The organism is Streptomyces sp. NPDC058307 (assembly GCF_042880295.1).
Taxonomy (GTDB): Bacteria; Actinomycetota; Actinomycetes; order Streptomycetales; family Streptomycetaceae; genus Streptomyces.
Window position 1 is genome coordinate 26,736 of the sequence record NZ_JBHVYZ010000050.1, and the last position, 20,397, is coordinate 47,132.

The 20,397-nt window shown below is 71.4% G+C and carries 24 protein-coding genes; 13 read left to right on the top strand and 11 right to left on the bottom strand.

The annotated features are described in order from the left end of the window. Positions 1-115: 115 nt before the first annotated feature. Positions 116-1,894 (bottom strand): substrate-binding and VWA domain-containing protein, encoded by a 1,779-nt coding sequence (locus ACFVYN_RS29750; RefSeq protein WP_390003971.1) that lies wholly within the window; start codon positions 1,892-1,894, stop codon positions 116-118. A gap of 183 nt (positions 1,895-2,077) precedes the next feature. On the opposite strand from ACFVYN_RS29750, the gene ACFVYN_RS29755 reads away from it, so the two are divergent. Further along, a complete protein-coding gene (locus ACFVYN_RS29755) occupies positions 2,078-2,878 on the top strand; it encodes a CPBP family intramembrane glutamic endopeptidase (protein ID WP_390003878.1) in 801 nt (266 codons plus the stop codon). Between the two features lie 9 nt (positions 2,879-2,887). Here the strand turns inward: ACFVYN_RS29755 and ACFVYN_RS29760 are convergent, their stop codons facing one another. Beyond that, a complete protein-coding gene (locus tag ACFVYN_RS29760) occupies positions 2,888-3,700 on the bottom strand; it encodes a PhzF family phenazine biosynthesis protein (protein ID WP_390003880.1) in 813 nt (270 codons plus the stop codon). Between the two features lie 194 nt (positions 3,701-3,894). On the opposite strand from ACFVYN_RS29760, the gene ACFVYN_RS29765 reads away from it, so the two are divergent. Continuing rightward, positions 3,895-4,785: an alpha/beta hydrolase gene (locus tag ACFVYN_RS29765; RefSeq protein WP_390003882.1), complete on the top strand. Its 891-nt coding sequence runs from the start codon at positions 3,895-3,897 to the stop codon at positions 4,783-4,785. Between the two features lie 128 nt (positions 4,786-4,913). On the opposite strand, the gene ACFVYN_RS29770 is transcribed toward ACFVYN_RS29765, so the two are convergent. Together ACFVYN_RS29770 and ACFVYN_RS29775 are read right to left on the bottom strand one after the other, a co-directional pair. Next, positions 4,914-5,342, bottom strand: coding sequence for a nuclear transport factor 2 family protein (locus tag ACFVYN_RS29770; RefSeq protein WP_390003885.1), 429 nt, complete (start codon positions 5,340-5,342; stop codon positions 4,914-4,916). Then, entirely contained in the window at positions 5,336-6,019 is a 684-nt protein-coding gene (locus tag ACFVYN_RS29775; protein WP_390003888.1) for a TnsA-like heteromeric transposase endonuclease subunit, read from the bottom strand. The genes ACFVYN_RS29770 and ACFVYN_RS29775 overlap by 7 nt, the downstream gene beginning before the upstream one ends. Before the next feature lie 231 nt (positions 6,020-6,250). On the opposite strand from ACFVYN_RS29775, the gene ACFVYN_RS29780 reads away from it, so the two are divergent. Beyond that, positions 6,251-6,856 (top strand): PadR family transcriptional regulator, encoded by a 606-nt coding sequence (locus tag ACFVYN_RS29780; protein ID WP_390003890.1) that lies wholly within the window; start codon positions 6,251-6,253, stop codon positions 6,854-6,856. A 194-nt stretch (positions 6,857-7,050) separates the two neighbouring features. On the opposite strand, the gene ACFVYN_RS29785 is transcribed toward ACFVYN_RS29780, so the two are convergent. Beyond that, complete coding sequence (locus ACFVYN_RS29785) at positions 7,051-7,479, bottom strand: SRPBCC family protein (protein WP_057610521.1); 429 nt, start codon at positions 7,477-7,479, stop codon at positions 7,051-7,053. Positions 7,480-7,590: 111 nt separating this feature from the next. Next, positions 7,591-7,779 carry a hypothetical protein gene (locus ACFVYN_RS29790; RefSeq protein ID WP_390003980.1) on the bottom strand — a complete coding sequence of 63 codons (189 nt, stop codon included), beginning with the start codon at positions 7,777-7,779 and terminating at the stop codon, positions 7,591-7,593. A gap of 198 nt (positions 7,780-7,977) precedes the next feature. On the opposite strand from ACFVYN_RS29790, the gene ACFVYN_RS29795 reads away from it, so the two are divergent. The 3 genes from ACFVYN_RS29795 to ACFVYN_RS29805 all read left to right on the top strand — a co-directional run bounded on the left by ACFVYN_RS29795 (position 7,978) and on the right by ACFVYN_RS29805 (position 10,699). After that, positions 7,978-8,544, top strand: a complete 567-nt coding sequence (locus ACFVYN_RS29795) for a Clp protease N-terminal domain-containing protein (RefSeq protein ID WP_390003894.1) — start codon at positions 7,978-7,980, stop codon at positions 8,542-8,544. Positions 8,545-8,596: 52 nt separating this feature from the next. After that, positions 8,597-9,595: a DMT family transporter gene (locus ACFVYN_RS29800; protein WP_390003896.1), complete on the top strand. Its 999-nt coding sequence runs from the start codon at positions 8,597-8,599 to the stop codon at positions 9,593-9,595. Between the two features lie 192 nt (positions 9,596-9,787). Beyond that, positions 9,788-10,699 carry a DMT family transporter gene (locus ACFVYN_RS29805; RefSeq protein ID WP_390003898.1) on the top strand — a complete coding sequence of 304 codons (912 nt, stop codon included), beginning with the start codon at positions 9,788-9,790 and terminating at the stop codon, positions 10,697-10,699. Between the two features lie 63 nt (positions 10,700-10,762). On the opposite strand, the gene ACFVYN_RS29810 is transcribed toward ACFVYN_RS29805, so the two are convergent. Both ACFVYN_RS29810 and ACFVYN_RS29815 read right to left on the bottom strand, forming a co-directional pair. Further along, entirely contained in the window at positions 10,763-11,395 is a 633-nt protein-coding gene (locus tag ACFVYN_RS29810; protein WP_390003901.1) for an FMN-binding negative transcriptional regulator, read from the bottom strand. Beyond that, positions 11,395-12,078 (bottom strand): pyridoxamine 5'-phosphate oxidase family protein, encoded by a 684-nt coding sequence (locus ACFVYN_RS29815; protein ID WP_390003903.1) that lies wholly within the window; start codon positions 12,076-12,078, stop codon positions 11,395-11,397. The genes ACFVYN_RS29810 and ACFVYN_RS29815 overlap by 1 nt, the downstream gene beginning before the upstream one ends. A gap of 35 nt (positions 12,079-12,113) precedes the next feature. Between ACFVYN_RS29815 and ACFVYN_RS29820 the strand changes: the two genes are divergently transcribed. Next, the gene (locus ACFVYN_RS29820; protein WP_390003906.1) at positions 12,114-13,445 is read left to right on the top strand and encodes an aminotransferase class I/II-fold pyridoxal phosphate-dependent enzyme; all 1,332 of its coding nucleotides are present in this window, start codon (positions 12,114-12,116) and stop codon (positions 13,443-13,445) included. A gap of 109 nt (positions 13,446-13,554) precedes the next feature. Here ACFVYN_RS29820 and ACFVYN_RS29825 read toward each other — a convergent pair whose 3' ends face one another. Then, positions 13,555-14,478 (bottom strand): DMT family transporter, encoded by a 924-nt coding sequence (locus ACFVYN_RS29825; protein WP_390003908.1) that lies wholly within the window; start codon positions 14,476-14,478, stop codon positions 13,555-13,557. A gap of 74 nt (positions 14,479-14,552) precedes the next feature. Here ACFVYN_RS29825 and ACFVYN_RS29830 point away from each other — a divergent pair, with 74 nt between their 5' ends. Continuing rightward, positions 14,553-15,455: a LysR family transcriptional regulator gene (locus tag ACFVYN_RS29830; protein ID WP_390003910.1), complete on the top strand. Its 903-nt coding sequence runs from the start codon at positions 14,553-14,555 to the stop codon at positions 15,453-15,455. Between the two features lies 1 nt (position 15,456). Here ACFVYN_RS29830 and ACFVYN_RS29835 read toward each other — a convergent pair whose 3' ends face one another. Continuing rightward, a complete protein-coding gene (locus ACFVYN_RS29835) occupies positions 15,457-15,924 on the bottom strand; it encodes a pyridoxamine 5'-phosphate oxidase family protein (RefSeq protein ID WP_390003913.1) in 468 nt (155 codons plus the stop codon). Between the two features lie 139 nt (positions 15,925-16,063). Between ACFVYN_RS29835 and ACFVYN_RS29840 the strand changes: the two genes are divergently transcribed. Then, positions 16,064-16,720 (top strand): cysteine hydrolase, encoded by a 657-nt coding sequence (locus ACFVYN_RS29840; RefSeq protein WP_390003916.1) that lies wholly within the window; start codon positions 16,064-16,066, stop codon positions 16,718-16,720. Here ACFVYN_RS29840 and ACFVYN_RS29845 read toward each other — a convergent pair. After that, positions 16,707-17,192 carry a Rieske (2Fe-2S) protein gene (locus ACFVYN_RS29845; protein ID WP_390003919.1) on the bottom strand — a complete coding sequence of 162 codons (486 nt, stop codon included), beginning with the start codon at positions 17,190-17,192 and terminating at the stop codon, positions 16,707-16,709. The genes ACFVYN_RS29840 and ACFVYN_RS29845 overlap by 14 nt on opposite strands. A 155-nt stretch (positions 17,193-17,347) precedes the next feature. Between ACFVYN_RS29845 and ACFVYN_RS29850 the strand changes: the two genes are divergently transcribed. From ACFVYN_RS29850 to ACFVYN_RS29865, 4 genes are all read left to right on the top strand, one after another. Further along, a complete protein-coding gene (locus tag ACFVYN_RS29850; RefSeq protein WP_390003922.1) occupies positions 17,348-18,103 on the top strand; it encodes a HipA family kinase in 756 nt (251 codons plus the stop codon). Then, positions 18,100-18,516 carry a DUF3037 domain-containing protein gene (locus ACFVYN_RS29855; protein ID WP_390003924.1) on the top strand — a complete coding sequence of 139 codons (417 nt, stop codon included), beginning with the start codon at positions 18,100-18,102 and terminating at the stop codon, positions 18,514-18,516. The genes ACFVYN_RS29850 and ACFVYN_RS29855 overlap by 4 nt, the downstream gene beginning before the upstream one ends. Positions 18,517-18,684: 168 nt before the next feature. Continuing rightward, positions 18,685-19,446 carry a 3-oxoacyl-ACP reductase FabG gene (gene fabG / locus ACFVYN_RS29860; protein WP_352392070.1) on the top strand — a complete coding sequence of 254 codons (762 nt, stop codon included), beginning with the start codon at positions 18,685-18,687 and terminating at the stop codon, positions 19,444-19,446. 12 nt (positions 19,447-19,458) lie between these two features. Further along, a complete protein-coding gene (locus ACFVYN_RS29865; protein ID WP_390003927.1) occupies positions 19,459-20,223 on the top strand; it encodes an SDR family oxidoreductase in 765 nt (254 codons plus the stop codon). Positions 20,224-20,397 lie beyond the last annotated feature (174 nt).

The following is a 20,397-nucleotide window of genomic DNA, read 5'->3' on the forward strand; positions in this document are numbered from 1 at the left end:
GGAGCGGGTGTGGCTCGGCGGGATCGGTTGGTGCGCGGTGCGGGCACGGCGCCGGCCCGGGGCGGTGGGGCCGGTGCCGCACGGGACGGTCCCGCAGTGCGCGCCCTCGGCGGAGTCAGCCGCTGCCGCCCTGGGCGCCCGCGGCCACGATCGCCTTCAGGATCACCGTGTGGATCTGGGCCGGGTCGTTGACCTGCTGGCCGGACCCGCCGGTGGCCTCGGCGAGCTGCTCGGCTTCCGCACGGTCGGCGTCGGGACCCACCGCGATCACGATGAGCGGGACCGGGCGTGCGGGACTGGCGAGCTTCTCCAGTTCGGAGACCAGCGCTCCGCGCGAGATGCTGCCGGGGTCCTGGTTGACGCCGTCGGTCAGCACTACCAGCGCGTTGAACTTTCCCTCGGCGTACGAGGAGGTCGCCGCCTTGTACGCGGCGAGCGTGGTGTCGTACAACCCCGTCGCGCCGCCCGGCACCGGCTCCAGGCCGCCGAAGGCCGCCGACAGCCGTTCCCGTTGGGTGCCGCCCGCCGCCGTGCTGTCGCCCAGCCGGTCCGTCGGCACGAGGATCTTGTAGTCCTTGTCGCCGTCCAGCTTGGTGGAGAACTCCCACAGGCCGATCTCGTCCTCCTGGGTGAAGGTGGCGAGGGCTTGGAGCAGGGAGGACTTGGTGACGTCCATCCGGGAGCGGCCGGTGCCCGGGACGGCCTCCGACATGGAGGAGGACGCGTCCACGACCGTGGTGATCCGCGCGCTCTGCACGGTGATCGTCCAGGTGCCGAGGGCCTCCTGGAGCGCCGTCGCGGAGGCGCGCTCACCGGCCTCCGCCGCGTAAGGCTGCGGCACCTTGCCGCCGGCCTTCGCGACGAGTGAGGCCGACACCTGGTCGTCGGAGGTCCTGAACCCCCGGTCGGTCAGCAGCTGCTCCTGTTCGGGCTTGCGCAGATACGTCATGAAGCGGATCGCGGCCCGGCTCTCGTCCGTGCTCAACCGTGTCTGGTCGACGAGCGCGTACGGGTAGTCCAGGCGCGGTGAACCGTCCTTCGGGTAGAAGAAGTCCAGACCGCCGCCCCCGGATTCCGCCGAGGAGTTGTACGCGAAGGACGCCTGCTCGGACAGGACCAGCGCCTGGTTGCGCTTCGGGTTGCCCTGCTCGGTACCCGAGGAGTCCCGCGGCAGGGTCTCCACGAGCTGGCCGTCGCTGTCGGAGATGCGCTGCGAGAGCGACTTCATCATCGCTGCGGCCTGCGTCGGCCCGCCCTCGACCCGGCCCGCCGCACTGCTGAGCCGGGTCAGGGCGAGCAGCCCGGACGCGCTGCGCGCGGGATCGGCGGCGCCCAGCTTGAGCGAGTCGTCCCGCAGGGTGGCGCCCGCCAGTTCGAGCCAGCCGTACGTCTTCTTCGGCCAGCCCAGCGACTTCGCGGCGGCCGGCACCATCGCCATCCCGACCGGGCTGGAGGCCACGTTGCCGACGCGGGCCACCTCCGTCGCGCCCGCGTCCGCGGAGATCTGCTCCAGCCACACGTCCGAGTCCGGCACCCACACCTGCGCACCGGGGTCCTTGCCGGCCGCCAGCGTGTCCCTGACCTTGTACGACTCGCGCGCGGTCACCGAGATGTCGACGCAGCGCCCGTCGGAGGTGAGGTTCTCGTCGCGGGCCCGCTCGGCCGCGGCGCGCAGGGCGGGGGCCACGTCGGGGGAGGCGGCGACCTCGATCCGTACCGCCTCGTCCCGGCAGGAGGAGCCGAAGGAGAACAGACCGCCCTGGACGGCTGCGGCCGTACCCCCGGCGACGGTCAGGACGAGCACCGTCGCGATGGCCACCGTGCGGCGGCGCGCACGTGGGCGGGGGTCGCTGCCGCCCGCCCCATACTGATCGGGCAAGCTGTGACGTCCCATGACGGTGGTGCCCTCCCCTGATGCTCGTGCCGGCACGGCCGTGTACGGCAGGAAGAGGGAGGTACGCCCCCGTACGGCGTCCGTCCCCCCGACGGCCATGCGCACGATCTTCGTTATTTCTTTCGAAGGACCCTAGCGGGGCGGCGGTGGGGATGAGGCTGGATTACTCAACTGGAGGCAGGTGTGCAGGCGGAGGAAGGGGCAGTGGCCGATTCTTTTCCGCAGACGGCGCTCTCACGGAAGTTCTTCCGTGACGAGACGCTGCTCGTTCTGGGGCTTTCGCTCGGTGCGAGCGGTGTGTCCGCGCTGATCAGTTTTGTCGGATCGGTCACCAAACCGGGGGGTCTCAAGGACCAGGCGGCGACCCTCAACGCCTCGGCCGCGCCCGGCCGTCCCTGGCTGGATCTCGCCTGGCAGCTCTTCGGGATCGCGTCGGCCCTGGTGCCCGTTCTCCTGGTCGCGCACTTCCTGCTGCGCGAGGGGCGGAGCCTCAGGACTCTCGGCTTCGACCGCTCGCGGCCCGGGCACGACCTCGCCCGCGGGGCCGGGATCGCGGCCGTCATCGGCAGCACCGGGATCGCGTTCTACCTGGCCGCCCGCGGCCTGGGCTTCAACCTCACCGTGGTGCCCGAGGCGCTGCCCGACGTGTGGTGGAAGTACCCCGTGCTGATCCTCTCGGCGATGCAGAACGCGATCCTCGAAGAAGTGATCGTTGTCGGCTATCTGCTGCGCCGGCTCCACCAGTTGGGCTGGACCCCGGGCACCGCCCTGGTGGCCAGTTCCGTACTGCGCGGCAGCTACCACCTCTACCAGGGCGTCGGCGGCTTCATCGGCAACATGGTCATGGGCGTGGTGTTCGTCTACCTGTACCGGCGGTGGGGCCGGGTGGGCCCCCTGGTGGTGGCCCATTCCCTGCTCGACATCGGGGCGTTCGTGGGATACGCGCTCCTCGCGGGCAAGGTGGGCTGGCTGCCCACCGCGTGAGGCTCCTGGTCAGACGAGCAGCTCGCCCTCGATCACGGTGACCGCGCGGCCCGTCAGCAGTGTGCGCTCACCGCGCAGGGCGGTGCGGACCCGGCCGGAGCGGGGTGAGGCCTGCAGTCCGGTGAGATCCGTACGGCCGAGCCGCTGCGACCAGTAGGGCGCCAGGGCGGTGTGGGCGCTGCCGGTGACCGGGTCCTCGTCGATGCCGACCTTCGGGAAGAAGCAGCGGGAGACGAAGTCGTAGCCCAGGTCCGGGTTCTCGGCGCGGGCGGTGGCGATGACGCCGCGCTCGGAGTAGGCGGCCAGGGCCTTGACGTCGGGTCGCAGGGCGTGGACGGTCTTCTCGTCGGCCAGTTCGAGCAGCAGGTCACCGATGTTCGGCCCGGTGTCGAATGCGGTCAGCGGCTCGGCGCCCAGGGCCTCGGCGACGCCCTCGGGAGGTTCGACCGGGGTCAGCGGGGCGGTCGGGAAGTCCAGGGTGATCGAGCCGTCCTCGCCGGGTGCGGCGATGAGGACCCCGCTGCGGGTGGCGAACCGCACCGGGCCCCGGTGGGCGCCGGTGCCGTACAGGACGTGGGCCGTGGCGAGCGTCGCGTGCCCGCACATGTTCACCTCGGTGGCGGGCGTGAACCACCGCAGCGCCCAGTCGGCCTCGGCGTCCCCGGGGAGCCGGTGGGCGAAGGCCGTCTCGGCGTGGTTCACCTCCAGGGCGATGTTCTGGAGCCGGTCGTCGTCCGGGAAGGCGTCGTCCAGGAGCAGGACCCCGGCCGGGTTGCCGGCGAACGGGCGGTCGGTGAAGGCGTCGACGATTCGGATACGCATGCGCTGACGGTACGGCGTGATCTTGCGGCAGGGACAAGGCCAATCGCGGGCCGCTGGACCGATTTTCCGGAGACCGCGCCGACCCCGCGTCCGGCGCGAACGGGGGAGTGGCACTCAGCCCATTGCGCTCTCGTCGACGAGCATCCATCATCAGGAATCCTGTTACTTTAATCTTGTAGCGATGGGTGTCAGTCATGCCGTTCAGCCCCGGAATCCAGGCCAGGGGGATCCAGCTCCTGCTCGGCCGTGTGATGTCCCGTGTACACCAGGACCTGCGCTTCACCGACATTCCGGCGCGCACCGAGACCCTCCGGGTGGAGACCGGTGCCGGGCCGGTGACGTGCACCGTCTACCGCCCGCCGGTCACCACCGAGGCGCCCGCGCCGGTGTACGTCAACTTCCACGGCGGCGGGTTCGTGGTCGCCCGCCCCGAGCAGGACGACCACATCTGCCGCTACATCGCCGCCACGGTCGGCTGTGTCGTGATCAACGTCGACTACGCGGTCGCGCCGCAGCGGCCGTACCCCGTTCCCGTCACCCAGGCCTACGACGTCACCGCGTGGGTCGCCGAGAACGGCGCCGCCGGCGGCTGGGACGGCTCGCGGCTCGCCGTGGGCGGACACAGCGCCGGGGCCAACCTCACCGCCGTGGTCTGCCGCCTGGCCCGGGATCGCGGCACCTTCACGCCCCGCCTCCAGATCCTCGACTCGGCGCCGCTGGACCAGGTCGCCGATCCGGCCACGAAGCGGTCCCTCATCGCCAAGCCGCTGCTCGGCCCGCGGCTCATGCGGATCTTCACCGCCGCCTACGTCCCCGACCCCGCCGACCGCGCCCACCCCCACGTCTCGCCCGGCCTCGCCGACGATCTCGCCGGACTTCCCCCCGCGCTGGTCGTCACCGCGGAGAACGACCGCCTGCGCGACGAGGGGGACGCCTACGCCAAGGCCCTGGAGGCCGCCGGTGTCCCGGTCACCCACCGCGTCTTCGAGGGCGTCGACCACTACTTCACCCACACGGGCCCGGTGGCGGCCGGAAGGGAAGCGATCGACCTGATGGCCACCACGTTGCGGGCTGCCTTGAGGTGATGTCCTGCCTCAATGGTTCGTTGAGGCAGGACGGTCGCCTCCAGCGAGCGATGGTGATCCCGTCACGGTGTCCTGTCTCAACGAAGTTAGTCGTCCGCCCCTGCGCTGACCTGTACTGCTCGGGGCCTTCACTTTCTGGCGGCGGTGACGCCCAAGCCGTCCATGTGGTCGCGGACTCGCGTGATCAGTCCGTTACGGACGTGGAGTATCAGGAGGCCGGGGACGGTGAACGTGGTGGCCTTGGTCGGCAGCGTTCCCACCACGACATGCTCGGCGACGATCACTTCGGGATCGGCGGTCTCGTAGGCCGCGACCCTCATGACCTCCGCCACCTGGACGGGGCTGGCGCCCCAGGCTGCCCTGTAGCCGGCGCGCACGGCCTCACGCCCTTCGAAGCTCGGGGGGAAGCCGGGTGAGGAGAACGGGAACTCGTGCACCGCGTCGATGGCGTCGTCGACCAACCGCACCCGCGGCCCGGACAAGGCCAGGACGGTGTGCTCCCGGCCGGTGAACCGGACCCGGTCACTCACCGACAGCAGTCGCGGACACATCACCATCCCCGCCCCCTTGGGCGGGGTTCCGGCATGGGCGGGTGATGCGTGAGGACACCGGGGACGCTCTGCGGGAGGTGTTCGCGGGCTGAGCCGGTCTGCTGGCCGGGGCTCGGGCTTGCGGGGATCCGGTCCGGGTGCTTCCGGTGCTCTATCGCCTGTTGTGGTGCCAGCAGTTGACCGCAGACCCACCAGCGCAGATTCGCCGCAAACACCGGATCCAACATGCCCAACTCATAACCCCAGCCGACCAGACCGCACGCAGTACGAGTGCCGGCGAACTTCGCCGCGTCGCGCTCACTGATCCGCTCGTCCGGCCGGACATCCACCACCAGCGGCGTCCCGTCGGCCCGTTGCGCGAAGAAGTCCGGCGCATGCGTCAACGGGCCCAGCTCGTCATCCCGCCAGGACAGCGCGAACGGCCGGGCAGCCATGCCGACCACGGCAGAATCGAAGTCGAGCCGCATGAGGTGATCGCGCTCCGGCCAGGACTCATACGGAACGTGCCCATGGCCCGTCGCTGACCAGTACCAGCCGGTGAAGTTCTGCTGCCCGCGATACGAGGGAAAGGACCGCGACGGATGGCCGGCCTCGAACCGCACCGGCCACATCACGGACAACGGACCCTCACGCTTGGCACCATCCGGCCCGACCAGCCGCACCCAGAAGTCCGCTGCACCCATCCCGGCCCCCATGACCAAGCGCCGACGCGGTACAGCGACCGTAGGGAAAGCGCGGCAACGGTGTGCCTCAGAAGGACTGAGACACCGCACCACTTGCCCGAGAAAGACGGAGATTGCCCCAGTTCCGCTGAGACAGGACATCACGTGTCCCCCTCCGGGCCTTGTCATGCGATCGGTTCCGATATATCGTTGACGCATCGCGACAGATCAACGATGAACGGAGTGATTGCGATGCGTTCCCACGGATTCGAGCGTGGACATGGTGGAGCCGGTCGTCGGGGCCGTGGTGGTCCCGAGAACCTGCGGGGTGCCTTCGGGCCCTTCGGTCCGGGCGGTCCCGGTGGCCCCGGCTTCGGCCCCGGGCCCTGGGGGAGGGGTCGGGGCGGACCCAGGGGGAGGGCACGGCGCGGAGACGTGCGCGCCTCGATCCTGGCCCTGCTCAAGGACCGGCCGATGCACGGTTACGAGATGATCCAGGAGATCGCCGAGCGCAGTGGCGGGGCGTGGAAGCCCAGCCCCGGCTCGGTGTACCCCACCCTCCAGCTGTTGGAGGACGAGGGCCTGATCGCCAGTGCGAGCGAGGGCGGCAAGAAGCTGTTCTCGCTCACCGAGGCCGGCCGTACCGCGGCCGAGGAGGGCCCCGAGGCGCCCTGGGAGGAAGCCTCCCGCGGCATCGACTTCGAGGCACTCGGCGAGATCCGGCAGGCCGGCTTCGGCCTGATGGAAGCCTTCGGGCAGGTCTGGAAGACCGGCAGCAAGGAACAGCGCGAGAAGGCGGTGGCCGTCATCAACGAGGCCCGCAAGAAGCTGTACCTCATCCTCGCCGACGAGGGCTGAGACGAGCCCCGGGACGGGGACCGGCAGCCGTACGGCGATCAGAAGGCGCCCCGTGGAGCGATCCGCGGGGCGCCTTCGCGTGCTCACCGGGCGCCTGCGCGACGCTCACTCGTGCTCGGCGCGGTGCTCACTATTGCGTCGGCGCGGTGCTCACGCGTGTGCTGCCGTGGCGCTCACGTGTGCTGCCGTGGCGCTCACTCCACCAGTCCCGCCAGCTTCCGCAGCGACTCGTTCAGTGCGGCGGTCCCCGAGTCCTTCAGCTTGCCCGCCATCAGGGAGACGGCGGCGCCCGTGAACTCGCCGTCGATGCGGACCGTGGTGGCGTCGCCGTCGGGCGTCAGGGTGTAGCGCGTGGCCACGCTCACCGCCATCGGCCCCTTGCCCCGGATGGCGAACAGCCGGGCCGGCTCCACCTGGTCGATGGTCCACTCGACCTCGGCGGGGAAGCCCATCAGCTTCATGTTCTCCTGGAAGGTCCCACCCGGTTCGAGGACCGTCGGGCCGCCCTTGGGGAAGCTGGTGTGGGTCGCGTTCCACTCCCCGTACGCGGACCAGTCGGTGAGCTGGGCCCAGACCTTCTCCGCGGGTGCCGGGATGCGTGCCTCCGCGCTGATTTCCGCCATGCGGCCACCTCTTCGTGTCGGGCTGTGGTGCCGCGGAAAGTAGCCGCAGGGGGCCCAATATTCAATACTGATGAACCGTCAGAAAGCGCCGACGGGTGCTTCGGAGGGCGTTCAGCCCACCCGCCGTATCACCGCCGCGTCGAACAGGTCCCACGCGCGCGGGAACGCGCTCTCGTCGTGGCAGTGCCACGCCTCCCAGAACAGGTCGGCGAGCAGTGCGTCCTCGGGGGCGTACAGCCGGTACACGTACTGCTTTCCGTCCACGGCCGGCAGCGCCACCAGCCAGCTCCTGCTCTCCACGCCTGGGTGGGACGAATGACGTCGGTGTGGCGGTTGCGCCAGGGGTGCGCGACGAGGCGGCGCGCGCCCACCGGGACGGAAGGGCTTGATCTCATCCGCAAGGAGGAGATCCGGGCCCCGCCGTCCGCTCTCCGTGGGACGCGAAGATGCTTCCCCTCGGGGATGCCAGGATGCGGTGGGACTGATGAGGTGGGGGATGTGCACCCCCGTATCCCCCGGCAGTCGGCCCGAGAGCAGAGCGGCCCGCCGCCGGTCCGTCCGGACGGCGATGTCAGGCTCAGCGCGGAACTGGCAGCGGTGGTGTCCGGCGCCCGCAGGCGCGCGCTGAGGGACGGGGACCGGCAGATCGACACGGCCCATCTGCTGCACTCGCTGCTGGACGCCGACGCCGAGGCATACGCCGTCCTCGAAGCGGAACCCCAGCTGCCGCGGCTCCTCGGCTATCTCGTGCAGCGCAGCATCGGTTACGGACTGCGCTGGCAGGGCACCGTCGAGGACTCCGGCGCGGTCCCCGTGATGGCGGTGGCCGAGGGCTTCTCGCCGCTCGCCGCGGGCGCCATGGACCACGCCTGCGCCCGGGCTGAGGACCGCGCCGACGGGCCCGCCCGCGGGACCGACCTGCTCGCGGCGATCCTGGCGGACCCCGAGTCCCGGGCCGTCGAGGTGCTGACCCGTGCGGGAATCGACGCGCGGGCCGTGTTCGCGCGGATCGGCGGCCGCCTGCCCGGAGGGCTGTGGGGCGGGCCGCCGCGGTCCAGCCGCTGAGACAGGAGTCAACGGGGGTGACGCTCATGTCGTGCCCTGCCATCATGGGCCGGTGCATACGTCTGAGAGCAGCAGGGCCGGTGACGGCAGGGGAGTCGGGCTCGGTCTCGCGCTGGTGTCCGCACTCGCCTTCGGTGGATCCGGGGTCGCGGCCAAGCCGTTGATCGAGGCGGGCCTCGATCCGCTGCACGTGGTGTGGCTGCGGGTGGCGGGCGCCGCCCTGGTGATGCTGCCGCTCGCCGTCCGTCACCGGGCGCTGCTGCGCAGCCGTCCCGCTCTGCTCGCCGGCTTCGGACTGCTCGGCGTGGCGGGCGTACAGGCCTTCTACTTCGCCTCGATCTCCCGGATCCCGGTCGGTGTCGCCCTGCTCGTCGAGTACCTCGCCCCGGCCCTGGTGCTCGGCTGGGTGCGGTTCGTGCAGCGACGGCCGGTGACCCGCGCCGCCGCGCTCGGCGTGGTCCTCGCGGTCGGCGGGCTCGCCTGTGTCGTCGAGGTCTGGTCGGGCCTGAGCTTCGACGCCCTCGGACTGCTCCTCGCGCTCGGCGCCGCCTGCTGCCAGGTCGGCTACTTCGTCCTGTCCGACCAGGGCAGCGACTCCGGGGACCAGGCCCCCGACCCGCTCGGTGTGATCGCGTACGGCCTCCTCGTCGGCACCGTCGTCCTGACGGCCGTAACCCACCCGTGGACCATGGACTTCTCCGTCCTCGCGCAGCGCGCCGACATGAACGGCAGCCCGGTCGCGGCCGGACTGCTGCTCGGCTGGATCGTGCTGATCGCCACCGTCCTCGCCTACGTCACGGGAGTGGTCTCCGTCCGCAGGCTCTCACCGGCGATAGCCGGGGTCGTGGCCTGTCTCGAAGCGGTCGTCGCGACCGTCCTCGCCTGGGTGCTGCTCGGGGAGCACCTCTCGGCCCCGCAGATCGTGGGCGGCGCGGTCGTCCTGCTGGGTGCCTTCATCGCGCAGTCCTCGACCCCGGCCAAGGGTTCCGCGGAGCCGGTCGCGGGCGGCGGCGCCGAAAGTCGGTTGTCCGACCGGGAGAACGCCGCCTAGGCTCCCGGATCATGCATACACGCACTCTCATCGTCTCTCCGCCGGCCGCCTGAGGCGGGCCCTCCGGAGACCACACCCGGCCTTGCCGCCGGGCTGAACGGTGCTGCCCGCAGACGAAGTCCGCGGACCCCGCCGCCGAGCGGGCGTCCTCTTCCGAACTTCCGCGCCTCGGCGCGACTGCGGAGAGAACACGTGTCGCATGCTTCCTCAGGCCTGCCCGTCGGGCGAGGCCTCGTCTACCTGATCGTCGCCGGTGCCGCCTGGGGCACCGCGGGAGCGGTCGCCGCCCTGGTCTACCGGACCAGTGACCTGGGCCCGGTGGCCCTGTCCTTCTGGCGCTGCGCGGCCGGCCTGGCGGTGCTGCTCGCCGTCCGTCTCGTACGGCCACGCGCGCGTACGGCCGTCTCGGAACCCCTGGGACGCAGGGCCCTGCGCGTCGGCGCGTCGGGCGTCGGGCTCGCGGTGTTCCAGACCGCCTACTTCGCCGCCGTACGGTCCACCGGGCTCGCCGTGGCCACCGTCGTCACCCTCGGCGCCGGTCCCGTGCTCATCGCGCTCGGGGCACGCCTGGCCCTCGGGGAGCGGCTCGGGCGGGGCGGAGCCGTCGCCGTCGGCGGAGCACTCGCCGGACTCGGCGTGCTGACGCTGGGCGGTGCGGACGCGTCGGTACACCCGCTGGGTGTGCTGCTCGGGCTGCTCTCGGCGGCCGGCTGCTGTGTGATGACCCTGATCACCCGCGCCGCCCGGGCGGAGTCCTCGGGGACGTCCGTGGCGGTGTTCGCGGTCACCAGCCTCTGCCTGCTGCCCCTGGCGCTGGCCGAAGGACTGCTTCCGCACACGGCCAGGCCCGCCCTGCTGCTGTGCCTGCTGGCCTACCTGGCGACTGTCCCGACGGCTCTCGCCTACGGCCTCTACTTCGCGGCCGCCGCGGTCGTCCGCTCCACCACCGTCTCCGTGATCATGCTGCTCGAACCGGTGAGCGCGACGGTGCTGGCCGTCGTGGTGTTCGGCGAGAGGCTGACCCCGGCCGTCGTCCTCGGCACCCTGCTGATGCTGGGCGCGGTCGCGGGGCTGACGGTGACGGAGACGCGCGTACCCGCCTGACGAGCCGAGGGGCCCTTCACGCGAAGAAGGGCCCCTCCCGTCCAGGAAGAAGTGCCTCTCTCGTCAGACGCGCTGCCGCCGCAGCAGATGCTCACGGGCCGCCGCGTCCCCGGGACCGCCGCGGCCCGCCAACTCGTCCGCGATCCGGTCCCGCACCTCGGCGGTTCTCTTGCCCGCGTACTTGAACTTCGCCCGCACCCCGGTCACTTCGAGCCGCAGTCCGCGAATCCCCGACAGCATCCGCCCGTACGGCACCTCGCCCACCGCCACCCGTGCGGAGCCGCCCTCCGGCTGGAAGTGGCCGACCTGGTGGTTGAGGAGCACGGCCTTCTCGGCCGGGTCGTCCACCACGTGGGCCCGGCAGCGCAGTTGGACCGCCGCGTAGAAACTCGTGGGTGTGCCGTGCTCGGCCGGGCCGTCCGGGTCTGCCTGCCACGGGCCGGGGACGTACGCGTAGTCGTCGACGACGCTCAGCAGACAGTCCGGACTCGCCTCCAGCGCACTCCACAGCGGGTTGGGCCGCGCGAGGTGGGTGAGGACCTCGCCCCGCGAGGGGTCGTGGACGAAGTGCAGCGGCTGGACGAACGGCGGCTCGCCCGCAGGGCCGTTCACGGCGAGCTGCCCGAAGTCGTGCACGGCGAGCCACTGTTGCCACTCGGCGTCCTCACGGGCCGCGTCCCAGGGGTGGACCAGCATCACAGGACCGCCAGGTAGTCCGGGACCTCGGTGCCGGGGTCCAGGTCGCCGTCGGCGACCGGGGTGCCGTAGCCCTTGCGCAGTGGGACCACGCCGGCCCAGTGGGGGAGGGCGAGGTCCTCGGGCTCGTCGTTGACACCGCCGGTGCGGAGCTTGGCGGAGACCTCGTCGAGGTCGAGGCGGATGACGGCGGTGGCGGCCAGTTCCTTCTTGTTGGCCGGGCGGGAGTCGTGGGCCCGGCCTGGGACCACGTGGTCGACCAGCGCGTCGAGGGCGAGGCGCTTCTCCTCGGGGTCCGTCACGTCGTACGCGAGGCCGTGCACCACCACGGACCGGTAGTTCATCGAGTGGTGGAAGGCCGAGCGGGCCAGGATCAGCGCGTCGACGTGGGTGACCGTCAGGCACACCGGCAGCCCGGGGTCCGCCTGGCCGGTCATCCGCAGCGGGCGCGACCCCGTCGAGCCGTGGACGTAGAGCCGCTCGCCCACCCGGCCGTACAGCGTGGGCAGCACCACAGGGGCGCCGTCCCGGACGAAGCCGAGATGGCAGACGTACCCCTCGTCGAGTATCGAGTGCACCAGTTCCCTGTCGTACGAGGCCCGGTCGGGGGAGCGGGTCGGGACGGTGCGGTCGGTCGGCGCGTAGGCGGTCGGCTCCGGCGTGGTCGCTGCGGTCCCCTGCATTGCGTTCTCCATTGCACTAGTGCATAATATGCTTTGTGCTAGGAGAATATCGGATCGAAGGGCGACGCGCAGCAGAGATTGCGGCGAGCGTCGAGCGCGCGGTGGGTGCCGGGGGGCTGGAGCCCGGCCAACTGCTGCCTCCCATGCGGGAGTTGGCGGCCGAGCTGGGCGTGAATCCCAATACGGTCGCGGCCGCGTACCGCACCCTGCGTGAGCGCGGGGTCATCGAGACCGCCGGGCGCAGGGGCAGCCGGGTCCGGTCGAAGCCGGCGACCACGGGCCGCAACTACATCCGGGTGGAGGTACCGGAGGGCGTGCGGGACGTCGCGAACGGCAACCCGGACCCGGCGCTGCTGCCGCCGCTGGCGCCGGCCTTCGCGGCGGCCGCCGAACAGGGCGACCGGGAGCCGGTCCTGTACGGAGAGGCCACCGTGGATCCCGAGCTGGCGCGCCTGGCGCGCAAGGCGCTCGATGCGGACGGCGTTCCGGACGGCCCTCTCGCCGTCGCCTCCGGATCCCTCGACGTGATCGAGCGCGTCCTGGCCGCCCACCTCAAGCCGGGCGACACGGTCGCCGTGGAGGACCCCGGCTGGGGCAGCCTCCTCGACCTGGTCCCGGCGCTCGGCCTGCGCATCGCCCCGGTGGGCGTGGACGACGAGGGGCCGCGGGCCGAAGGCGTACGCCGGGCCCTGGAGTCGGGCGCCCGAGCCCTGGTCGTCACCGACCGGGCCCAGAATCCGACCGGCGCCTCGGTGACCGCCACGCGCGCGCGTGCCCTCCGCGCGGTCCTGAAGGATCACCCGGACACCCTCCTCATCGAGGACGACCACGGCCACGGCATCGTCGACCTCCCCGTGCACCCTCTGGCCGGAGTCACCCGCCACTGGGCCTTCGTGCGCTCGGTGGCCAAGGCCTACGGCCCCGATCTGCGCCTGGCCGTCCTCACCGGCGACGAGGTCACCGTCGACCGGGTCCACGGCCGCCACCGCCTGGGCCCCGGCTGGGTCAGCCGCATCACCCAGCGGGCGGTGGCGCACCTGTGGGCGGACGGCGTACTGGACACGGCGGAGGTGGCTGCCGCCTACCGTGAGCGCCGCGACCGGCTGATCGACGCGCTCGCCGAACGCGGAGTCGAGGCGCACGGCCGCAGCGGCCTCAACGTATGGATCCCGGTCCGGGACGAGACGGGCGCGGTGTCCCGCCTCCTGCACGCCGGTTGGGCAGTGGCCCCGGGTGCGCGCTTCAGGATGGGCGCGCCGCAGGGGGTCCGGGTGACCGTGGCAACGCTGGGGGGCGACGAAGTCTCCCCGCTGGCGGACGCGATCGCGAAGGCTCTGGGCCCGGCATCGACGCGAAACCATGTATAGAGGCGGAAGGTCAACCTGCCCAGGGGCGCGGGGAACTGCGCGACCAGCCACAACGAACCCGCGGCCGCCACCGATCCGCACACCCCACCGATCCGCACACCCCACCCCGCTAGACGCCCCGCCGCACCTGAGTCAGCGCGGCCCCCGCGAGAACGACCACCGCCCCCACCGGCGTCGGCCAGCCCACCGACTCCCCGAGCACCGCGATCCCCGCCCCCGTGGCGATGACCGGAATGAAGTACGTGACCATCTGCGCGGTCGTCGGCCCCACCTCCGCCACCAGCCCGTACTGCAGGAGCACGGCCAGCCCGGTACCGAGCGCACCCAGAGCCGCGACGGCAAGCAGAGGCAGCACCGCGACCCGCGTCGGCACGCCGGCGAACAACGGCGTGACGACCGCCAGTTGAAGCGTGGCCAGCAGCAACTGCGCCCCCGTCAGGGATATGTGGGAGTACCCCACCCCGGCCAGCGTCCGCCGCACGTAGATCCACCCGACCGGATAGCTCAGCGAGGCCAGCAGCGCCATGGTCGTCCCCCTGGCGTCCAGCCCGCTGAACCCCTGCCAGGCGCCGAGAACCGTCAGCACCCCCAGAAACCCGAGGCCGAGCCCGGCGACACGCACGCGCGTGGGTCGGTCCTCGGACAGTGCGACGAGCGACAGGACCATCCCCCACAACGGCGAGGTCGCGTTGCAGATCCCCGCCAGCGTGGACGGGATCGTCAGCTCCGCGTAGGCGAAGAGCGAGAACGGCAGCGCGTTCAGCAGGAACCCCGCGACCGCCAGATGCCCCCACGTCCGCACGCCGCGAGGGAGCCGCTCCCGCTTCACCACCATCGCCACCGCGAGCACCAGCGTCCCGAACACCAGTCGCCCGAGTGTCACCTGGAAGGGCGCGTACGCCTCGGTGCCCACCTTGATGAGCAGAAAACTGAAACCCCAGATCAGTGAGAGCACGCCGAAGCGCAGACGCCAGTCCAGGGCGGGTCGGCGGGAGGCCCGAACCGGGGCTTCGGTGACGGTCGCGGTGGTCATGCCGACCACGATCCAGCACCCGATCTCGTAGCACAAGCGAGTTTTCCCGCGAGATATCTCGTAGCATTGCTTACATGTTGAACCTGGAGCGCCTGCGCACCCTCGACGCCCTCGCCCGGCACGGCTCGGTCAGCGGCGCCGCCGAGGGCCTGCACATCACGACCTCGGCCGTCTCGCAGCAGATGTCCAAGCTGGAGCGCGAGGTCGGCCAGCAGCTCCTCGCCAAGAACGGCCGGGGGGTGCGGCTCACCGACGCCGGCCGGCTCCTCGCCGACCACGCGGCCCGCATCCTGTCCCAGGTCGAACTCGCCCAGTCCGACCTGGAGGCCCAGCGCGGCCAGGTGGTGGGGGAGCTGCGGCTCGCCGCGTTCCCGACCGCGGTGCGCGGACTGTTCCCGGCCGCGATCCGCGCACTGCGCTCGGCGCATCGGGGTCTGCGGATCAGCTCGCGCGAGATGGATCCGGAAGCCGCAGTCCTCGCCGTGATCCGCGGTGACTTCGACCTCGCGGTCGTCCTGGACTGGTACAACAAGCCGCTGCCCATGCCGGACGGGCTGGTGAAGGCCTCGATCGTCGACGACACGGCCGACGTGGCGATGCCCGTGACCCACCGCCACGCGCATCGGGCCGAGGTCGACCTGGAGGACTTCGCCGAGGACGACTGGGTCACCTGGGGCGAGGGCGAGTTCTGCGACGAGTGGCTGATGCACACCCTGCGTTCCAAGGGCATCGAACCGCGAGTAGCGCACCGCGCGGAGGAGCACCCGACACAGCTCGCCCTGGTCGGCGCAGGACTCGGCGTGTGCGTGGCGCCCCGGCTCGGGCGCGGGCCGGTCCCGGAGGGCGTGCGGACCGTGCCCGTACGGCAGTCGGTCAGCCGGCACATCTACGCCGTGTGGCGCGCGGACGCCGACCGCCGCCCGTCGATCCGGGCGGCGGTCGAGGCGCTGAAGTCGGCGGCGGACAGGGCCGTCTGAGTCAGGCCGGCCCCAGCTTGCGGAAGTCCCAGGAGACGATCTTCTCCGGGGTCAGTCGTATCCACGCGTGCCGTCCGTCGTGCGGCATCTCCTCCAGGCGGAAGTTCTTGCGGGCGAACAGCGTCTCGGGAACGTCGAGTTCGGCGCGGAGCTCGCCGGTGCGCGGGGCCTCGCCCACGAAGTCCACGGTCCCGGACAGCTCGACGCCCTGCAGCTCGTCGTACTCCTCGCCGGTGTCGACCACGATCGCGACCCGGGGATCGCGACGCAGGTCGGTCCAGCGCTTGCTTTTCACCACGGAGTACAGCCACATCGAGGTGCCGTCCCAGGCGAACCAGAGCGTGCTCACATGCGGAGCGCCATCGGCGGAGACCGTGGCGACCCGGCAGGTGCGCTGGCTGGTGAGGAACTCGTCCAGCTCGCCCGGCGTCATCATGATCTTCCGGCCCCGACGCTGAGTGACGGTCATGCGTCCCCCCTCTTTCTCTCACGTCGTGTCAGAGGAGAGATCCTCTGACATCACGTCAGAAAAGGATGGGTCGTCTTCCGTCCCCACGCAATGGTGACTACTGTCACCGGCTCCGGACCACCGGCGACGAGGAGCCACCGTGCCGTCGTACGAACGACTCAGCGAACTGCTCGATCCCGCGGCCACCGTCCTGCTCACCGTCGAGTGCCAGCAGGGCGTCGTCGGACCGGACAGCGCCCTGCCCGAACTCGCCCGTGCGGCACGGACCTCGGGCGCACTCGCCAACGTCGCCCGACTGGTCGCCGCCGCGCACGAAAGCGGGGTCCAGGTGATCCACGCGATCGCCGAACGCCGTCCGGACGGGCGCGGCGCCAACCGCAACGCCCGCCTCTTCCACGCCGCCGAGCGCCTGCCCGTCCAGCAGCTGTCCGGGACCACCGCGGTGCGGGTGGCGGCCCCGATCGAGGTGAGCGAGCAGGACTTCGTCGTACGACGCCTGCACGGACTCTCGCCGATCCAGGGCACCGAGGTCGACGCGCTGCTGCGCAACCTCGGCTGCCGCACCCTGGTGGTGACCGGGGTCTCCGCCAACGTGGCGGTCCCCAACGCCGTCTTCGACGCGGTGAACCGCGGCTATCGGGCCGTGGTGGTGACGGACGCGATTGCCGGGGTGCCCTCCGACTACACCCCGGCGATGATCCGTCACACGCTCGCCCTCGTCGCCACCCTCGCGACCACGGACGAGGTGTTGGCCGCCTTCGGGACCACCCGGCGCACACGGGTCACGCAAGCGTGATCGAGTCCCCGCTCACCGTGATCTGCTCGGCCGGCAGCGCCGTGGTCGCGGGTCCCTTCTTGACGCTGCCGTCCGCGACCGAGAACTCGCTGTTGTGGCAGGGACAGTGGATGACGCCGTTGGCCACACTGCCCACCGCGCAGCCCTGGTGCGTGCACTTGGACGAGAAGGCCTTGTAGGTGCCGGCCGTCGGCTGGGTCACCACGACGCCCTGGTCCTTGAAGATCTTTCCGCCGCCCTCGGGGATGTCGGAGGTCTTCGCCAGGACGGTGCCGCCGGAGCCGCTGCCGGAGCTCGCGCTCGAACCTCCACCGCTCGCGTTCGCACCCGCCTGGGGGCTCGAGGAGGAGTCGGAGGAATCGTCGCCCGATCCGCACGCGGTCAGCGCGACGGCGAGTCCCGCCGCGCCCACCGCCGCCACGACGGTACGGCGAGCAGGAGCCGGAACGGGGTGGGGCAGTTCGCTGGTCATGCTGACATTCCTTCCAACGCGGACGTGGTGCAGCTGTCCATGGGTACGGTCGTCCGACGCGGGGTGTTCAGACGATGTCGAGATCTAAACGCGTTCGAGACCAGCGCCGGGTAAAGCGGAGCTATCGCTTCGCTGTCGGCCAGTAACCTGGGGCGATGCTCAAGGAAGCCATCGCGACCCGCTACATCACGCCCCTGCGTGAGGGCGGCTCGCTGCCGGGGCTCGTCGAGGCCGACGACCACGGGACCTACGTCATCAAGTTCACCGGCGCCGGACAGGGCCGCAAGACGCTGGTCGCCGAGGTGGTCGCCGGGGAACTCGCCCGCCGGCTCGGCTTTCGGGTGCCGCGGCTCCTGACGCTGGACCTCGACCCGGACCTGGGGCTCGGCGAGCCCGACGAGCGGGTGCAGGAGCTCCTCAAGTCCAGCGGCGGCACCAACCTCGGCATGGACTTCCTCTCCGGAGCGCTCGGCTTCGACCCGCTCGCCTTCCCGGTGGACGCCGAGGAGGCCGGCCGGATCGTCTGGTTCGACGCGCTGGTCAACAACGTCGACCGCTCCTGGCGCAACCCCAACCTGCTGTGGTGGCGGCGCGAGGTATGGCTCATCGACCACGGCGCGACCATGATCTGGCAGCACAACTGGCCCGGCGCCGAGAAGTCCGCCGCCCGTCCCTACGACGCCTCGGACCACGTCCTGACACCCTTCACGCCGGATGTCGCCGCTGCCGCCGCCGAACTGGCACCCCGGGTCACCGAGGACCTGCTTGCCGAGGTCACCGCCGAGATCCCGGACGCCTGGCTGGCGGACGAGCCCGGTTTCGAGTCGCCGGACGAGCTCCGGCGGACCTACGCACGGCCACTGCTCGCGCGCGCGGCCGTCGTCCACGAGCGGATCGAGGGGATCCAGTGACCGAGCGCCACATCATCAGGGGCGGCCGCACCGACGACCGCGAGGTCTTCGAGTACGCGCTGCTGCGGGTCGTCCCCCGGATCGAGCGCGGCGAGGGCATCAACGCCGGGGTGCTCGTGTACTGCCGTGCCAAGGCCTACGTCGGTGTGCGCACCCACCTCGACGAGGCCCGGCTGCGGGCGCTCGACCCGCACGCGGACGTGGCCGGCGTGCGGGCCGCGCTGCAGGCCGTCGAAGGGGTCTGCGCCGGGGGCGCGGCGGCCGGGCAGGCGGCGCGCGACGACGCCGGACGGCGCTTCCGCTGGCTGATCGCGCCCCGCTCCACCGTCGTCCAGCCGGGCCCCGTGCACACCGGCCTCACCACCGATCCGGCCGCCGAGCCGGAGCGTCTGCTCGATCTGCTGGTCAGGTAATGGATCACACCCCGCTCGTGTGACGTTGACACCGCGTGCCATGGCTTCTAGCGTCACGGGTGGCTGAAGGTACTAAGCGGTCGCTCACCGAATGGGCCGTACCTTCTCAGGTCGATTTCCCAGGTCGATTTCCCCAGGTCGTTTTCTCAAGGGCGAGGAGAACCAGCAATGTCCACCACTGAGCAGCGGGTAGCCGTGGTCACGGGCGCCGCGCGCGGCATCGGCGCGGCAACCGCCGTACGACTGGCGGCCGAGGGCCGCGCGGTCGCCGTGATCGATCTCGACGAGGCCGCCTGCAAGGACACCGTGGAGAAGATCACCGCGGCCGGCGGCCGGGCGATCGCGGTCGGCGCGGACGTCTCCGACGAGGCGCAGGTGCAGGCCGCCATCGCGCGCGTGGCCGAGGAGCTCGGCGCGCCGACGATCCTCGTCAACAACGCGGGCGTCCTCCGCGACAACCTGCTGTTCAAGATGAGCGTCTCCGACTGGGACACCGTCCTGAACGTGCACCTCAGGGGCTCCTTCCTGGTGACCAAGGCCGTCCAGAAGCACATGGTGGACGCGGGCTTCGGCCGGATCGTCAACCTGTCGTCGTCCTCTGCGCTCGGCAACCGCGGCCAGGCCAACTACTCCGCCGCCAAGGCCGGGCTCCAGGGCTTCACCAAGACCCTCGCCATCGAGCTCGGCAAGTTCGGCATCACCGCCAACGCCGTCGCCCCCGGCTTCATCGCCACCGACATGACCGCCGCGACCGCCGAGCGCGTCGGCATGGGCTTCGAGGAGTTCAAGGCCGCGGCCGCCACCCAGATCCCGGTCGCGCGCGTGGGCGAGCCCGACGACATCGCCAACGCCATCGCCTTCTTCACGGGCGAGGCGGCCGGATTCGTCTCCGGCCAGGTGCTGTACGTCGCCGGCGGACCGCTGAACTAGGGAAACAGGACCATGACTTCGCAACTCCCCGAGCTTTCCGGCAAGGTCGCGCTCATCACGGGCGCCAGCCGCGGTATCGGCTACGGCGTCGCCGAGGCGCTCGTCGCGCGCGGTGACCGGGTGGTCATCACCGGCCGCACCGAGGACGCCCTCAAGGAGGCCGTCGAGCAGCTCGGCGCCGAGCGCGCCGTCTACGTCGCCGGCAAGGCGCACGACGAGGAGCACCAGGCCGTCGCCGTCGAGCGCGCCATGGAGGCCTTCGGGCGCGTCGACTACCTCATCAACAACGCCGGTACCAACCCGGTGTTCGGGCCCATCGCCGACCTCGACCTGAACGTGGCGCGCAAGGTCTTCGAGACCAACGTCATCTCCGCGCTCGGCTTCGCCCAGAAGACCTGGCACGCCTGGCAGAAGGACAACGGCGGCGCGATCGTCAACATCGCCTCCGTCGCGGGCCTCGCGCCCTCGCCCTTCATCGCCGCGTACGGCGTCAGCAAGGCCGCGATGATCAACCTCACCCAGCAGCTCGCGCACGAGTTCGCCCCCAAGGTGCGGGTCAACGCGATCGCCCCGGCCGTCGTGAAGACCAAGTTCGCGCAGGCCCTGTACGAGGGCCGGGAGGAGGAGGCGGCCGCGTCCTACCCGCTGGCCCGGCTCGGCGTGCCCTCCGACATCGGCGGTGCCGCGGCCTTCCTCACCTCGGCGCAGTCCGACTGGGTCACCGGCCAGACGCTCGTCGTCGACGGCGGCATCTTCCTCAACGCCGGCGTGGGCTGACCGTCGTCGCCTCGGCACGGGCGCCCGTTGACACCGGCGGCGCCCGTGTCGACTCACAAAAGCCTCACAGCGGCCTTACGGGGTCATCACCGGTGCGACGTCAAGCCGCCTGTGACCGAACCGGTTGAGTGTGCGTGGTGCTGCGGTATGTTTTGCCGACTCTCGGCACGGCAT